Origin of the sequence: Klebsiella sp. K5-45 (assembly GCF_030128605.1) — a bacterium.
Lineage (GTDB): Bacteria > Pseudomonadota > Gammaproteobacteria > Enterobacterales > Enterobacteriaceae > Klebsiella > Klebsiella quasipneumoniae.
The window spans coordinates 25303-40382 of sequence record NZ_JAKUZW010000009.1 but is presented as its reverse complement, the minus strand read 5'-3'; the positions used below and the strand labels follow the sequence as shown (position 1 = coordinate 40382).

At 58.2% G+C, this 15080-nt stretch carries 13 protein-coding genes; 4 read left to right on the top strand and 9 right to left on the bottom strand.

Features of this window, described 5'->3' with window-relative positions:
- Positions 1 to 16: 16 nt before the first annotated feature.
- From MKS11_RS19070 to MKS11_RS19055, 4 genes are all read right to left on the bottom strand, one after another.
- Positions 17 to 226, bottom strand: coding sequence for a CsbD family protein (locus MKS11_RS19070; RefSeq protein WP_004206293.1), 210 nt, complete (start codon positions 224 to 226; stop codon positions 17 to 19).
- A gap of 235 nt (positions 227 to 461) precedes the next feature.
- Positions 462 to 1778, bottom strand: a complete 1317-nt coding sequence (gene dinF / locus MKS11_RS19065; protein WP_043519212.1) for an MATE family efflux transporter DinF — start codon at positions 1776 to 1778, stop codon at positions 462 to 464.
- Between the two features lie 69 nt (positions 1779 to 1847).
- Entirely contained in the window at positions 1848 to 2456 is a 609-nt protein-coding gene (gene lexA / locus MKS11_RS19060; protein WP_004206291.1) for a transcriptional repressor LexA, read from the bottom strand.
- 122 nt (positions 2457 to 2578) lie between these two features.
- A complete protein-coding gene (locus tag MKS11_RS19055) occupies positions 2579 to 2947 on the bottom strand; it encodes a diacylglycerol kinase (RefSeq protein ID WP_004206290.1) in 369 nt (122 codons plus the stop codon).
- Between the two features lie 129 nt (positions 2948 to 3076).
- Here MKS11_RS19055 and plsB point away from each other — a divergent pair, with 129 nt between their 5' ends.
- Positions 3077 to 5500 carry a glycerol-3-phosphate 1-O-acyltransferase PlsB gene (gene plsB / locus MKS11_RS19050; protein WP_004206289.1) on the top strand — a complete coding sequence of 808 codons (2424 nt, stop codon included), beginning with the start codon at positions 3077 to 3079 and terminating at the stop codon, positions 5498 to 5500.
- Between the two features lie 58 nt (positions 5501 to 5558).
- On the opposite strand, the gene ubiA is transcribed toward plsB, so the two are convergent.
- From ubiA to malK, 5 genes are all read right to left on the bottom strand, one after another.
- On the bottom strand, positions 5559 to 6425 hold the full coding sequence (gene ubiA, locus MKS11_RS19045; protein WP_002884808.1) for a 4-hydroxybenzoate octaprenyltransferase: 867 nt from the start codon (positions 6423 to 6425) through the stop codon (positions 5559 to 5561).
- 12 nt (positions 6426 to 6437) lie between these two features.
- On the bottom strand, positions 6438 to 6935 hold the full coding sequence (gene ubiC / locus MKS11_RS19040) for a chorismate lyase (protein WP_017900123.1): 498 nt from the start codon (positions 6933 to 6935) through the stop codon (positions 6438 to 6440).
- Between the two features lie 187 nt (positions 6936 to 7122).
- Complete coding sequence (gene malM / locus MKS11_RS19035) at positions 7123 to 8052, bottom strand: maltose operon protein MalM (RefSeq protein ID WP_008807310.1); 930 nt, start codon at positions 8050 to 8052, stop codon at positions 7123 to 7125.
- 114 nt (positions 8053 to 8166) lie between these two features.
- Complete coding sequence (locus tag MKS11_RS19030; RefSeq protein ID WP_284109652.1) at positions 8167 to 9459, bottom strand: maltoporin; 1293 nt, start codon at positions 9457 to 9459, stop codon at positions 8167 to 8169.
- An 85-nt stretch (positions 9460 to 9544) separates the two neighbouring features.
- Entirely contained in the window at positions 9545 to 10654 is a 1110-nt protein-coding gene (gene malK, locus MKS11_RS19025) for a maltose/maltodextrin ABC transporter ATP-binding protein MalK (RefSeq protein ID WP_002884743.1), read from the bottom strand.
- Positions 10655 to 11024: 370 nt separating this feature from the next.
- Between malK and malE the strand changes: the two genes are divergently transcribed.
- From malE to malG, 3 genes are all read left to right on the top strand, one after another.
- Complete coding sequence (malE, locus tag MKS11_RS19020) at positions 11025 to 12215, top strand: maltose/maltodextrin ABC transporter substrate-binding protein MalE (RefSeq protein ID WP_004206285.1); 1191 nt, start codon at positions 11025 to 11027, stop codon at positions 12213 to 12215.
- 117 nt (positions 12216 to 12332) lie between these two features.
- On the top strand, positions 12333 to 13877 hold the full coding sequence (gene malF, locus MKS11_RS19015) for a maltose ABC transporter permease MalF (protein WP_017900124.1): 1545 nt from the start codon (positions 12333 to 12335) through the stop codon (positions 13875 to 13877).
- Positions 13878 to 14033: 156 nt separating this feature from the next.
- Positions 14034 to 14924 (top strand): maltose ABC transporter permease MalG, encoded by an 891-nt coding sequence (gene malG, locus MKS11_RS19010; RefSeq protein ID WP_002884725.1) that lies wholly within the window; start codon positions 14034 to 14036, stop codon positions 14922 to 14924.
- The last annotated feature ends 156 nt before the right edge of the window (positions 14925 to 15080 follow it).

Genomic DNA, 15080 nt, shown 5'->3' with positions numbered 1-15080 from the left:
TTCGGATCAAGGAACGCTACCAGCGATAGTCGTTCTTATGCTCCCAGTCTGAGACTTCTTTCTCAGCCTGATCTTTCGCATAGCCGTAACGCTCCTGAATTTTGCCGACCAGCTGGTCGCGCTTCCCTTCGATTACGGTCATATCATCATCGGTAAGTTTGCCCCACTGTTCCTTGGCTTTACCTTTCAACTGTTTCCAGTTACCGCCGATTTCGTCTTTATTCATGATAACGTCCTCATCATTCGGTGGGTTTACAGCCCGTTTTGTGCCGGACATGGTATTAACTATAGATGAGAATGCTGGCGCCGATTCGTTATTCGGAATTTTTAACCACCATACCGATGGATAAGGCTGAGGAGATTTCCCCGGCTTGCGCTACGCTGAGCCGGGCTACTGAGTTGCCCCGGTAAGCGGTGCGCAACCGCGGGAATTCATGGATAGCCGTTATGAACGTCAATAACTAGCTAAACCAGGTGCCGCGTCGCCAGTGGCGGCGCCAGATCAGCGCCAGCGACAGGCCGCGCAGGGCGAGAAACACGGCCAGCGCCAGCCACAGGCCGTGATTGCCGAGCACCGGGACCGTAAGCAGCGTCACGGCGAAGCCGGCCGCGGCGACCGCCATGCTGTTCCGCATCTCCGCGCCGCGCGTCGCGCCGATAAACATGCCGTCCAGCAGATAGCACCAGACCCCGACCACCGGCAGGATCGTCTGCCAGATCAGATAGCGATCGGCCAGTTGCTGCAGGGAAGGCAGCGAGGTTAACAGCGCGATGATGTGCCCCCCCGCCAGGCTGTAAACCAGGGCAAACGCCAGCGCCACCATACCGGACTGCCGGCAGGCCGCCCGCCACACCTCCAGCAGCTGGCTGCCGTCGCGCGCGCCGTAGGCCTGGCCGGAGTGGGCCTCCACGGCATAGGCAAAGCCATCCAGCGCGTAGGCGGTAAAAGTCAGCATGGTCATCAGTACGGCGTTGACCGCCACGATATCGCTGCCCAGCCGGGCGCCGAAGACGGTCAGCGCGCCAAAGCACAGCTGCAGCAGCAGGGAGCGCAGCATGATGTCGCGATTCAACGCCAGCAGACGGCGCATGTCTCCGCGCCAGGCGTTTTTCAGCATCGCCAGCGACACGCCGCGCAGCGTTAGCACCCGCTTCGCCATCATCAGACCGATAATCAGGGTCGCGTACTCCGCGGTGACCGTGGCCAGCGCCGCCCCCTGGACGTTCATCCGCAGGCCCATCACCAGCCACAGGTCGAGCACAATATTCAACAGATTACCGACCACCAGCAAAATCACCGGCGCCCGGGCGTACTGGACCCCCAGCAGCCAGCCGAGCAGCACCAGGTTGGCCAGCGAGGCGGGCGCGCTGAGCCAGCGGATTTCGAGAAACCGTCTCGCCTGCTCGAGAACCGCCTCGCTGCCACCGACGATATGCAGGGCGAGGTTAATCAGCGGCAGGCGAAACAGGATAATTAACACCCCGGCGCCCAGCGCCAGGACCAGCGGCTGCACCAGCGCCCGCGCCAGTCGCAGCGGATCTTTGGCCCCCCAGGCCTGAGCGGTCAGCCCGGTGGTGCTCATGCGCAGAAACAGCAGCAGCATAAACAGGAAACTGGTGGCCGTTGCTCCGACCGCGACGCCGCCGAGGTATACCGGGCTGTCAAGGTGGCCGATCACTGCGGTATCCACCAGCCCCAGCAGCGGGACGGTGATATTGGAGAAAATCATGGGGAGTGCAAGGCGCCACAGCGCTTTATCGGCAGCGTTGAGCAGCATGTTCGGAGACCTGATAGAGGACAAACGTCGCAGCGTCATGCATCAGATGACGCTGCGCAGGGGCAGGCGTTACAGCCATTCTCCATTACGGATCACGCCAACGGCCAGACCCTCAATGGTAAAACTCTGCTGACGCAGATCGACAACGATAGGGGTAAACTCGCTGTTTTCCGGCAGCAGTTCGACGACGTTGCCCTGCTTTTTCAGGCGCTTGACCGTCACTTCATCGTCAATGCGCGCTACCACCACCTGGCCATTGCGCACATCCTGGGTTTTGTGGACCGCCAGCAGATCGCCATCCAGAATACCGATGTCTTTCATCGACATCCCGCTGACGCGCAGCAGAAAATCGGCGTTGGGCTTGAACATCGACGGGTCGACCTGATAGTGGCCTTCAATATGCTGCTGCGCCAGCAGCGGCTCACCGGCGGCGACGCGGCCGATCAGCGGCAGGCCGTGCTCTTCTTCCGTCAGCAGGCGGATACCGCGCGAGGCGCCGGAGACGATCTCGATTGCGCCTTTACGCGCCAGCGCTTTCAGGTGTTCTTCCGCCGCGTTTGGGGAACGGAACCCCAAGCGCTGAGCAATCTCCGCACGCGTCGGCGGCATGCCCGTCTGGCTGATATGATCCCGAATGAGATCAAACACCTCTTGCTGCCTGGTCGTTAACGCTTTCATTCCGCCCCCTGGGTGTATATACAGTTATGCTGTGAGTATATACAGCTAACGGTGATTTTGGAACCACATGGCACACAAAAATCGGCAGATTGTTTATATTTTGCGAGGGTTAGCGAAGAACGTTAGTGATAATGGCTCCACAGCAGCGTTCCCCAAGTGATCAGCGCGATGATAATCGCCAGCAGGACAGCCGCCGACCCCATGTCTTTGGCGCGCCCTGAAAGCTCATGATAATCCGAGCCAATACGGTCCACGACCGCCTCAATCGCGCTGTTGAGAATTTCGACTATCATCACTAGCAGGACCGAGCCAATCAGCAATACGCGGGTGATGGCGTCGACGTCCAGCCAGCAGGCTATTGCGACGGCCACAATGGCGGCGACGCCTTCCTGACGAAACGCGGCCTCGTTGATCCACGCCGCGCGAAATCCTTTCCAGGAGTAACCTGCCGCCTTAATGATTCGGGTTAACCCGGTGGTATTATTGGCCATCACAAAACCTTTTTTATGTAAATGACGTCGATGAGTGTACGCGTTTGCCGCGCGGTAACGGAAATTTTGCCCGCTTTCTGTTATTCTTGCCGCGCATTTGCATGATTAACCAGAGGCTTCACATCGTTTATGTCCGGCTGGCAACGAATTTACTATAAATTACTGAATTTACCATTACGGGTGCTGGTAAAAAGCAAGTCTATTCCGGCAGAGCCTGCTCAGGAATTAGGACTCGATACCTCGCGTCCGGTCATGTACGTCCTGCCCTATAACTCCAAGGCGGACCTGCTGACGCTGCGCGCCCAATGCCTGGCGCATGATTTACCTGACCCGCTAGAACCGCTGGAAATCGACGGCGCCCTGCTGCCGCGCTACGTATTCATCCACGGCGGGCCGCGCGTATTCACCTATTACACGCCAAAAGAAGAGTCCATCAAGCTGTTCCACGACTACCTCGATCTGCACCGCAACCATCCGGATCTCGATGTGCAAATGGTACCGGTGTCGGTGATGTTCGGCCGCTCGCCGGGTCGAGAGAAAGGGGAAGTCAATCCGCCGCTGCGGATGCTTAACGGCATTCAGAAATTTTTCGCCGTCTCCTGGCTCGGCCGCGACAGCTTCGTGCGCTTCTCGCCTTCCGTATCGCTGCGTCGCATGGCCGATGAGCACGGTACTGATAAGATCATCGCCCAGAAACTGGCTCGCGTCGCGCGGATGCATTTTGCCCGCCAGCGCCTGGCCGCCGTCGGCCCGCGTCTGCCGGCCCGCCAGGATCTGTTTAACAAGCTGCTGGCGTCGAAGGCCATTGCCCGTGCGGTGGAAGACGAAGCGCGCAGCAAGAAAATTTCCCACGAGAAGGCCCAGCAGAACGCGATTGCACTGATGGAAGAGATTGCCGCGAACTTCTCTTACGAGATGATCCGCCTGACCGACCGCATTCTCGGCTTCACCTGGAACCGCCTGTATCAGGGCATCAACGTGCATAACGCCGAGCGCGTACGCCAGCTGGCGCACGACGGCCATGAGATTGTCTATGTCCCCTGCCACCGCAGCCACATGGACTATCTGCTGCTCTCTTACGTCCTGTATCACCAGGGGCTGGTGCCACCGCACATCGCGGCGGGTATCAACCTTAACTTCTGGCCGGCCGGGCCAATCTTCCGCCGCCTCGGCGCGTTCTTTATTCGCCGCACCTTTAAGGGCAACAAGCTCTACTCCACGGTGTTCCGCGAGTACCTTGGTGAACTGTTCAGCCGCGGCTATTCCGTGGAGTATTTCGTCGAAGGCGGCCGCTCCCGTACCGGCCGTCTGCTCGATCCGAAGACCGGTACGCTGTCGATGACCATCCAGGCGATGCTGCGCGGCGGCACCCGGCCGATCACTCTGGTGCCGATCTATATCGGCTACGAGCACGTGATGGAGGTGGGGACCTATGCCAAAGAGCTGCGCGGCGCCACCAAAGAGAAAGAGAGTCTGCCGCAGATGCTGCGCGGCTTAAGCAAGCTGCGCAACCTTGGCCAGGGCTACGTTAACTTCGGCGAACCGCTGCCGCTGATGACCTACCTGAACCACCATGTGCCGGAGTGGCGGGAAGCAATTGACCCAATCGAAGCGGTCCGCCCCTCCTGGCTGACGCCGACGGTGAATAACATCGCCGCTGACCTGATGGTACGCATCAACAACGCCGGCGCGGCCAACGCCATGAACCTGTGCTGTACGGCGCTGCTGGCCTCCCGCCAGCGTTCGCTGACCCGTGAGCAGCTCACCCAGCAGTTAGAGTGCTACCTCGCGCTGCTGCGCAATGTGCCCTATTCTCCGGATGCGACCGCGCCGTCCGCTTCGGCCAGCGAGCTTATCGACCATGCGCTGCAGATGAACAAGTTCGAAGTGGAGAAGGACACCATTGGCGACATCATCATTCTGCCGCGCGAGCAGGCGGTGCTGATGACCTACTATCGCAACAACATCGCCCATATGCTGGTGATGCCGTCGCTGTTAGCCGCCCTGGTGACTCAGCATCGTCATCTCAGCCGCGCCGAAGTGCTGCGCCATGTGGAAACGCTCTACCCGTTCCTCAAAGCCGAGCTGTTCCTGCGCTGGGAGAAAGCGGAGCTGGCCGGAGTAATGGATGCGCTGATTGCCGAGATGCTGCGTCAGGAGCTGATCGTCATCGATGGCGATGTGATGAGCCTTAACCCGTCGCACTCTCGCTCCCTGCAGTTGTTGGCCGCAGGCGCTCGCGAGACGCTGCAGCGTTACGCCATCACCTTCTGGCTGCTGAGCGCTAACCCGTCGATCAACCGCAGCTCGCTGGAGAAAGAGAGCCGTACCGTGGCGCAGCGCCTGTCGGTGCTGCATGGCATCAACGCGCCGGAGTTCTTCGACAAAGCAGTGTTCAGTACCCTGGTGTTGACCCTGCGCGATGAAGGCTATATCAGCGATACGGGCGATGCCGAGCCGGAAGAGACCCTGAAGGTCTACCGGATGCTGGCGGATTTGATTACGTCGGATGTACGTCTGACGATCGAAAGCGTCACGCAGGACGACGCGTAACGCGGCGTTTGCCGTCCTCACCGCCCCCCGGAAAACCGGGGGGATGGGGACAGGGGTTTTACAGGTAGCTCATCGCCAGGCCGAGGAACAGCACCAGCCCGACGTAGTTATTGTTCATAAACGCTTTAAAGCAGTTGTCGCGGTCGCGATTGAAGATAAGCTTCTGCTGCCAGCCAAACAGACCCGCCGCCACGAACAGCGACCAGTAGTATTCCCAGCCCAGCCCATTCAGCCAGCCCACCGCGCCCATCAGCGCCAGCACGGCCACCTGCAGGATACCGATAATCAGACGATCGTTTTCGCCGAACAGGATCGCCGTCGATTTAATGCCGATCTTGACGTCGTCATCGCGATCCACCATCGCATACTGGGTATCGTAGGCCACCGCCCACAGAATGTTGGCGAGGAACATCAGCCAGCAGCTCAGCGGCAGCGATTCACTGACGGCCGAGAAGGCCATCGGGATCGACCAGCCAAAGGCCGCCCCCAGCACCACCTGCGGCAGATGGGTGTAGCGCTTCATAAACGGATAGACCCACGCCAGCGCCAGCGCCGCCACCGACAGCAAAATCGTCATGGTGTTGAGGGTAAGCACCAGCAGGAAGGAGAGCAGCACCAGAACGATAAACAGCGTTCGCGCCTCTTTCTCGGTGACGTCGCCGCTCGGCAGCGGACGGCGGGCGGTACGCTTTACGTGACCATCAAATTTTCGATCGGCATAGTCATTCACCACGCAGCCGGCGGCGCGCATCAGCCAGACGCCGGCGACAAAGACCGCCAGGATCCACAGCGGCGGGACGCCCGGCGAGGCCACCCATAGCGCCCACAGCGTCGGCCACAGCAGCAGCAAGGCGCCGATCGGTTTGTCAGTGCGCATCAGGCGATGAAACGCCAACAGCTTATTCTGCGACAGACTCCACTCCATTTTTTCTTCCTCTTAGTACAACGGCGACGCAGGCAAAAACAGCTCGGTCAGCAGCAGGGGTTTGCCGCTCAGCCGCAGGCGGGAACGACGTCCCCACAGCGCTGCATCGCGACCAATTTCAATAAAATCGCGGGTTAACGTCGACGACGTGAACAGGTATCGCCCCAGCGGGGTCTGCCCGAGCTGCTGTAGCGCCAGCTCCGGCCCACACAACGTCGACTCCGGCACCACCGTGCGCCCGGCCAGCCAGGGCTCACCGTCGGCATTGAGTATAATCTCTCGCAGCCAGTAGCGCGGCTCGTCGGGCAACAGCGCCGCTTCGTCAGCCAGCGCCTCACGCCCGATATACCCTTCGTTAACCAGGGTGACGGTGACCTGCTTTCCTTGTTGCTCAAAACGCTGGGTCATTGAGTCCTCCAGCAGCAGCCAGTCACTCAGAGGCGGCGCCAGGGGCGGCATAACGGCAAAATAGCGCAGCGCACGCAGTCGCGTAAGCGCAGGATGGGACATGCCTGATTCTCCGGTACATAACGTGCAAGCATTGTATCGCAGAATAGGCGGTTGGTGGCGGGCAAACGTCAATATACGATCATTCACGCAACAGCCATGCAACAGACCGCCGCGCGTGCAAAAAAAGGTGCATCCTAGAGGATGCACCTAAAGGCTGTGCCTAAACATCAGCATTGTGGGGAGACGATTACCCCTTGCCTTTTACACTGCTGATAAAGGTGGAACGAGCGGATTTCGAGCCGAGGCGCTCAGCTTCGTTCATCAATTTCAGGGCTTTATCGATGTCACCTTGTTTCACCGCCTGCTTAATACCGTTGTTGAAGTAGGTTTCGGTATCGCTGAGCATCGGTTCGCTTTTAGCGGCCGGCGCAGCAGCAGCTGCGGCGGCTGGCGCGGCTACCGGCGCCGCGGTGTTACCGACGGTGACCGGGCCCGGGCCGGAGGAGCCGAACAGCGGCCCCACCAGCACGCTGGAGGTGCTGTTGGTTTTCACTTTCAGCTTCAGCACGCCATCGGTGGTATGTTTGGCGATCGGATCCGGAATGTCCGGCGCCGCATTGCCTGCGCCTTTGGCATAGGCTTTCGCCGGATCCAGCAGGGTGGTGGTCTGCTGGAGATCTTTCTCAGTGGTAAACACCAGTACATAGAGCTTCTGCTGGCCCAGCGCCGGAGTCAGGCGCATCACGCCGCCCAGGCGATCGGCAGTCATCACGCCCGGCTGCTGATAGGTGAAGTAGTTGCTGGGGAAGAACGCCGCTGGCGTCATGTTCTGGTCGAGAATCAGCACGTTCGGCGCAAAAATCTGCTTATGTTTGTTCAGCTCGCTGTCGAGGGTCAGGGTCAGCTCACCGATATTGGCCGGCACGCTCCAGGCGGCGACCGGTCCGACGATCCCCGGTACATCCAGGCGTTGACCGCCGGTGGTTAAATCTACGCTCTGCGTCTTCGATTGATCGGCAGGCGTCCAGATCAGCTGCTGCAGCGCACTGGCTGGAATAGACGGCGCGGCGCTGGTGTTCTGCGGTACAAAGTTAACATCGGCAAGGCTCATCCCCGGCACGCATGCCAACATCCCTGCGGATAAACACAGAGCGACGAGAGTTTTCTTCATTTTCATTCTTCTCACCTTGGATAGCATCGGTTTAGCGGTAGCCAGGCAATAGCGCGCTAACCCTGAATAGTCAGGAGGGGCCGATGCCCCTCCCAGGTTACACCCGTCCTGCGGACGGTATTACCACCACACTTCCATCTGGGCACCGAAGGTAACTTCGCTGTCGTCACCGCGGCTGGAGGTGAAAGCGCCGCTTCCGCTGCTGTCTTTCGTCTGCAGACCAGAGGTGTTGCTGTAGCCCCAGTTTTCATCCCACTTCGCGTAGGTTGCGAAGATACGGATAGCCGGACGAGACCAGACGCTATTCCCTGCCTGCCATTGCTGAGCCAGAGTAATTTTGTACTGGTTGTTGTTTTCGCTGGTACGCTGGGATTTCACGTTGTCGTAACCGATTTCCAGCTGGGTGCTCATGATCGGCGTCCATTTGTACATCGGACGAACACCCACGGTGTACCAGGTGGAGCCGTTTTTGCTGTCCAGATCCACGTCCTGGTACATCGCAACGTACATCAGGCCCCAGTCATCGTTGAAGTCCATCGCGCCGTGATCCAGAACGCGGATCATGCTGCCGTTGTTATCGATGCTGGTCCCTTGAGAGTGGCCGCTGTTCCAGGAGGTCATTGCGTCAGTGGCGTACTGAACGACAAACTTGTTGAAGCCGCCCCAGATGGACTGAGTATGTTCACCGGTCCACATCCAGCCGTCTTTCGACGCGCCGTCTTCCAGACGGTAGTCATCCTGCGGGTTAGCACGGCCGTAATCGACGCCTAACTCCAGCACGCCGCCCGGGTTGGTTTCCAGGCCCGCCAGACGGATGTCAAAGACGTCGTTGGCAGTTTTTTTCGCAGCATATTTTTTGGTGTCATCGCTGGAGAAAGTATAAGAGCCGCCGCTTTCTGAGTTACGAGTAGCGGCCAGAGAGAGCTTACCGAAGCCAAGGTCAACGTTTTCCAGACCTGCACCCGGGCCGGAGATATCCCAGTAGTAGAAGTCGATCATGTGAACGTCATGACGCTGATAGAAGCGTTTACCCGCCCACAGCGTGGAGCCCGGCAGCCAGTCGATCAGGTTTTTACCCTGGATGTTGGCTTCACGGAACGCCGGAGAGGTGCTTTCCCAGTCATCTTCCTGATTCACGGAATAGGCAACGTTAGTATCGAAATAAAAACTCTTATCCCCTTCCTTCCACAGCTCCTGGCCCAGCTTCAGTTCCGCATAGGTTTCACATTCGTTACCAAGACGGTATTTACTTTGAGCGCCGGTCGCTTTGAAGCACTGTTGCTCGCCGCCGCTGCCGGTCCAGCCAATGCCGGAACGCGCGTAGCCATGGAAATCGACAGCCAGCGCCTGAGCAGACATAACGCCTGCCGCGACGGCGACCGCCAGTGGAAGTTTGCGCAGAGTAATCATCATTCTATCTCCTGAGATCATTGCTTTTCTTTGCACGCTTCGCCGGTGTACCGCCAGCCGGGTTCGCGCCTTTTTTTAATGGGAAGCCTTACACGCCCGGCTCTTTATGCAGCCGACGACAAGCGGTGCCATCCTCACGGAATAAATGGCAACGTTCTGGCGGCAAACCGATGGCGAATGTGGCTCCCTCTTCTACCAACACCACGTCGTTCTGGCGGTAAACCAGGTTCTGACGGATGGCGGGGATCTGGATATGAATTTGCGTTTCGTGACCTAACTGCTCGACGACCTGAACCTCACCTTCGAGGGTCACATCGGCGATATCGCTGGGCAGTAAATGCTCCGGGCGGATACCTAAGGACATGTTGGCGCCCGCCTGAACGTTGGCGCTGTCCACCGGCAGCCAGATTTGCTGACGGTTCGGCAGTTCAACCTGCACCTGATCGATAGCCGTCGCGGTGACTTTAACCGGCAGGAAGTTCATCTTCGGTGAACCGATAAAGCCGGCGACGAAGCGGTCAGCCGGATAGTGATAGAGTTCCAGCGGTTTCCCGACCTGCGCCACCCGGCCAGCGTCGAGGACCACGATCTTGTCCGCGAGGGTCATCGCTTCCACCTGATCGTGGGTGACATAGATCATGGTGCGGCCCAGTCGCTTATGCAGACGGGAGATTTCGATACGCATCTGGACGCGCAGGGCAGCATCGAGGTTGGAAAGCGGCTCATCCAGCAGGAAGACGCTCGGCTCAGCCACCAGGGTACGACCAATCGCCACGCGCTGACGCTGACCGCCGGAGAGGGCTTTCGGTTTACGCTCCAGCAGATGGGCCAGCTGCAGCACTTCCGCAACCTGGGTCACCCGCTGGTTAATCAGATCTTTTTTCGCGCCGGCCAGCTTCAGGCCAAACGACATATTTTCCGCAACGGAAAGGTGGGGATAGAGCGCATAAGACTGGAATACCATCCCAACGCCGCGTTCTGCCGGTGGGATCTCGTTCATGCGGGTGTCCCCGATAAACAGGTCCCCGCTGGTAATAGTTTCTAACCCGGCAATCATACGCAGCAGGGTAGATTTGCCGCAGCCCGATGGCCCGACAAACACGACGAATTCCCCTTCGTGGATATCGAGATTGATATCTTTCGATACCACCACGTCACCCCAGGCTTTCGTTACATTTCGCAGCTGTACGCTCGCCATGCCCTTCTCCCTTCGTTACAACCTGTCACTAACAGTCACATTCAAGATGGGTCGACTATGCGGCATTCATTAGCCGGGCAAATCCTCCACCCCCCGGCTTTTTTATGGGGGAGGAGATGGGAGGATGAGAGATTGGCTCTCGCCGCGGGGGATGGCGGGCGGCGCGTGATTTCGTGATGGAGGCGACAAAATTGGGCGCTTTTTTCTGTGCTCCAGGACGCAATACGGCCGTTTTTGCAATGGAGATCACACAACCAGCGGGTGGGGCGTAGACCTGGGGAGGATGGAAAGGGGTTGTTAAAAAAGGAAACTCATCATCGTTAAGCCACCGAAGTGTATCCACGAGTACAACACCAAAAAGGACGGGTATATGAAAATCAAAACTGGCGCTCGCATCCTCGCGCTGTCGGCACTGACCACGATGATGTTTTCCGCCTCTGCCCTCGCGAAAATTGAAGAAGGTAAGCTGGTTATCTGGATTAACGGCGACAAAGGCTACAACGGCCTCGCTGAAGTGGGTAAAAAGTTTGAAAAAGACACCGGCATTAAAGTTTCCGTAGAACACCCGGATAAGCTGGAAGAGAAATTCCCGCAGGTTGCGGCGACCGGCGACGGCCCGGACATCATCTTCTGGGCGCATGACCGTTTCGGCGGCTACGCGCAGTCCGGCCTGCTGGCGGAAATCACCCCGGACAAAGCGTTCCAGGACAAACTCTATCCGTTCACCTGGGATGCCGTTCGCTATAACGGCAAACTGATCGCCTACCCGATCGCGGTGGAAGCGCTGTCCCTGATTTACAACAAAGACCTGGTACCGAACCCGCCGAAGACCTGGGAAGAGATCCCGGCGCTGGATAAAGAACTGAAAGCGAAAGGTAAGAGCGCGCTGATGTTCAACCTGCAGGAACCGTACTTCACCTGGCCGCTGATCGCTGCCGACGGCGGATACGCGTTCAAGTTTGAAAACGGCAAGTACGATGTGAAAGACGTCGGCGTGGACAGCGCAGGCGCGAAAGCGGGCCTGACCTTCCTGGTTGACCTGATCAAGAACAAGCACATGAATGCCGATACCGATTACTCCATCGCGGAAGCGGCCTTCAACAAAGGTGAAACCGCGATGACCATCAACGGTCCGTGGGCGTGGTCTAACATCGATAAGAGCAAGGTTAACTACGGCGTGACCCTGCTGCCGACCTTTAAAGGCAAACCATCGAAACCGTTCGTTGGCGTGCTGAGCGCGGGGATCAACGCCGCCAGCCCGAATAAAGAGCTGGCGAAAGAGTTCCTCGAAAACTACCTGATGACCGATCAGGGTCTGGAATCGGTTAACAACGACAAACCGCTGGGTGCCGTGGCGCTGAAATCCTTCCAGGAAAAACTGGAAAAAGATCCGCGCATCGCCGCCACCATGGCGAACGCCCAGAAAGGCGAAATCATGCCTAACATCCCACAGATGTCTGCCTTCTGGTATGCCGTTCGTACCGCGGTTATCAACGCCGCCAGCGGTCGTCAGACTGTCGATGCTGCGCTGAAGGATGCCCAGAGCCGTATCACCAAGTAAGAAAACGGCGGGTGGCGCTTGCGCTTACCCGCCCTACCACTACGGCTCGGACCGTAGGTCAGGTAAGCGAAGCGCCACCTGACAAATAAGCTTTCACCGCTGTAGAGGATGATCCCCATGGATGCCGTTAAAAAGAAACACTGGTGGCAAAGTCCGCAACTCACATGGTCTGTGATTGGCTTACTGTGCCTGCTGGTGGGTTACCTTGTTGTTTTGATGTACGCCCAGGGGGAGTACCTGTTCGCCATCATGACGCTGATTTTAAGCTCAGTTGGCCTGTATATTTTCGCTAACCGCAAGGCTTATGCCTGGCGCTATGTCTATCCCGGCCTCGCCGGCATGGGTCTGTTTGTCCTGTTTCCGCTGATCTGTACTATCGCTATCGCGTTCACCAACTACAGCAGCACCAACCAGCTGACCTTTGAGCGCGCGCAGCAGGTGCTGATGGATCGCTCCTTCCAGGCCGGCAAAGCCTATAACTTCACGCTGATCCCGGCAGGCGACGAGTGGAAGCTGGCCCTGACCGACGGTGAGAGCGGTAAAAACTACCTTTCCGACGCCTTTAAATTCGGCGGCGAGCAGAAGCTGGCGTTAAAAGAAACCGACGCCCTGCCGGAAGGCGAGCGCGCCAACCTGCGCGTCATTACCCAGAACCGCACCGCGCTGAACCAGCTGACCGCCGTGCTGCCTGACGACAGCAAAGTGATCATGAGCTCGCTGCGCCAGTTCTCCGGCACCCAACCGCTGTATACGCTTGGCGAAAACGGCGTGCTGACCAACAATCAAACCCACGTCAAATACCGCCCGAACAACGACGTTGGTTTCTACCAGGCCATCAACGCCGACGGTAGCTGGGGCACAGAAAAGCTGAGCCCGGGCTACACCGTGACTATCGGCTGGGACAACTTTACCCGCGTCTTCCACGATGAAGGCATCCAGAAACCGTTCTTCGCGATCTTCGTCTGGACGGTGGTGTTCTCGGTACTGACCGTGGTGCTGACCGTCGCGGTGGGGATGATCCTTGCCTGCCTGGTGCAGTGGGAAGCACTGAAAGGCAAAGCGATTTACCGCGTCCTGCTGATTCTGCCGTATGCCGTACCGTCATTTATTTCGATTCTGATTTTCAAAGGTCTGTTCAACCAGAGCTTTGGTGAAATCAACATGATGCTCAGCACGCTGTTCGGCATTAAGCCGGCGTGGTTTAGCGACCCGACCACCGCGCGCACCATGATCATCATCGTCAACACCTGGCTGGGCTACCCGTACATGATGATCCTGTGCATGGGGCTGCTGAAGGCGATTCCGGACGATCTGTACGAAGCGTCGGCAATGGATGGCGCCGGCCCGTTCCAGAACTTCTTTAAAATTACCTTCCCGCTGCTGATTAAGCCGCTGACGCCGCTGATGATCGCCAGCTTCGCCTTTAACTTTAACAACTTCGTCCTGATTCAACTGTTGACCAACGGTGGTCCGGACCGTCTCGGCACCACCACCCCGGCCGGTTATACCGACCTGCTGGTGAGCTACACCTACCGTATCGCCTTTGAAGGCGGCGGCGGTCAGGACTTCGGCCTGGCGGCGGCTATCGCAACGCTTATCTTCCTGCTGGTTGGCGCGTTAGCGATTGTGAACCTGAAAGCCACACGCATGAAGTTTGATTAATTGGAATAACCAGGCGTTATTGGCGCGGGCAGTTTGGACTCGGCCAGCGCGGAAGAACCGGAGCGTACACGTAGTACGTGAGGATTCTGAGCACTGCCCGAGTTCAAAATGGCAAGCAAAATAGCCTGGTGCGAAGTCAAGGGGAGTAAAATTACAATGGCTATGGTCCAACCCAAATCGCAGAAGCTACGTTTATTTACCACGCATCTCCTGCTACTGATTTTTATCGCGGCGATTATGTTTCCGCTGCTGATGGTTATCGCCATCTCGCTGCGCGAGGGTAACTTCGCCACCGGCAGCCTGATCCCGGATACCATCTCCTGGGAGCACTGGCGTCTGGCGTTAGGCTTCAGCGTCGAACACGCGGATGGCCGCGTCACGCCGCCGCCGTTCCCGGTCCTGCTGTGGCTGTGGAACTCGATTAAGGTCGCCGGGATTACCGCGATCGGTATCGTCGCCCTCTCCACCACCTGCGCCTACGCTTTTGCCCGTATGCGCTTCCCGGGGAAAGCGACCCTGCTGAAAGGGATGTTGATTTTCCAGATGTTCCCGGCGGTGCTGTCGCTGGTGGCGCTGTACGCGTTGTTTGACCGCCTGGGCCAGTACATCCCGTTCGTCGGCCTCAACACCCACGGCGGCGTGATCTTTGCCTACATGGGCGGTATCGCCCTGCACGTCTGGACCATCAAAGGCTACTTCGAAACCATCGATGGCTCGCTGGAAGAAGCGGCGGCGCTGGATGGCGCGACCCCATGGCAGGCGTTCCGCCTCGTACTGCTGCCGCTGTCGGTGCCGATTCTGGCGGTGGTCTTTATTCTGTCGTTCATCGCGGCTATCACCGAAGTGCCGGTCGCCTCGCTGCTGCTGCGCGATGTGAACAGCTATACCCTGGCGGTAGGTATGCAACAGTATCTCAACCCGCAGAACTATCTGTGGGGCGACTTTGCCGCCGCGGCGGTACTCTCCGCCATCCCGATTACGGTCGTGTTCCTGCTGGCGCAGCGCTGGCTGGTGAACGGCCTGACGGCGGGCGGGGTGAAAGGTTAAGTTTTTTGTAACACCGGCCCCAAATTTCAGAGGAGGGCCGACGGTCTAGCCGCAATACACGACCCCAACCGGGTATTGTCGCCGTCGCCCTCAGCTGAAAAAGTAAGGCCAATGCCACTGCTATCCTCAACTGGACCCTACATAAATTCTATTTGT

Coding starts and splice junctions, on each gene's coding strand:
- MKS11_RS19070 (WP_004206293.1), bottom strand. CDS start 226: ATGAATAAAGACGAAATCGGCGGTAACTGGAAACAGTTGAAAGGTAAA.
- dinF (WP_043519212.1), bottom strand. CDS start 1,778: ATGCTGCTCAACGCTGCCGATAAAGCGCTGTGGCGCCTTGCACTCCCC.
- lexA (WP_004206291.1), bottom strand. CDS start 2,456: ATGAAAGCGTTAACGACCAGGCAGCAAGAGGTGTTTGATCTCATTCGG.
- MKS11_RS19055 (WP_004206290.1), bottom strand. CDS start 2,947: ATGGCCAATAATACCACCGGGTTAACCCGAATCATTAAGGCGGCAGGT.
- plsB (WP_004206289.1), top strand. CDS start 3,077: ATGTCCGGCTGGCAACGAATTTACTATAAATTACTGAATTTACCATTA.
- ubiA (WP_002884808.1), bottom strand. CDS start 6,425: ATGGAGTGGAGTCTGTCGCAGAATAAGCTGTTGGCGTTTCATCGCCTG.
- ubiC (WP_017900123.1), bottom strand. CDS start 6,935: ATGTCCCATCCTGCGCTTACGCGACTGCGTGCGCTGCGCTATTTTGCC.
- malM (WP_008807310.1), bottom strand. CDS start 8,052: ATGAAAATGAAGAAAACTCTCGTCGCTCTGTGTTTATCCGCAGGGATG.
- MKS11_RS19030 (WP_284109652.1), bottom strand. CDS start 9,459: ATGATGATTACTCTGCGCAAACTTCCACTGGCGGTCGCCGTCGCGGCA.
- malK (WP_002884743.1), bottom strand. CDS start 10,654: ATGGCGAGCGTACAGCTGCGAAATGTAACGAAAGCCTGGGGTGACGTG.
- malE (WP_004206285.1), top strand. CDS start 11,025: ATGAAAATCAAAACTGGCGCTCGCATCCTCGCGCTGTCGGCACTGACC.
- malF (WP_017900124.1), top strand. CDS start 12,333: ATGGATGCCGTTAAAAAGAAACACTGGTGGCAAAGTCCGCAACTCACA.
- malG (WP_002884725.1), top strand. CDS start 14,034: ATGGCTATGGTCCAACCCAAATCGCAGAAGCTACGTTTATTTACCACG.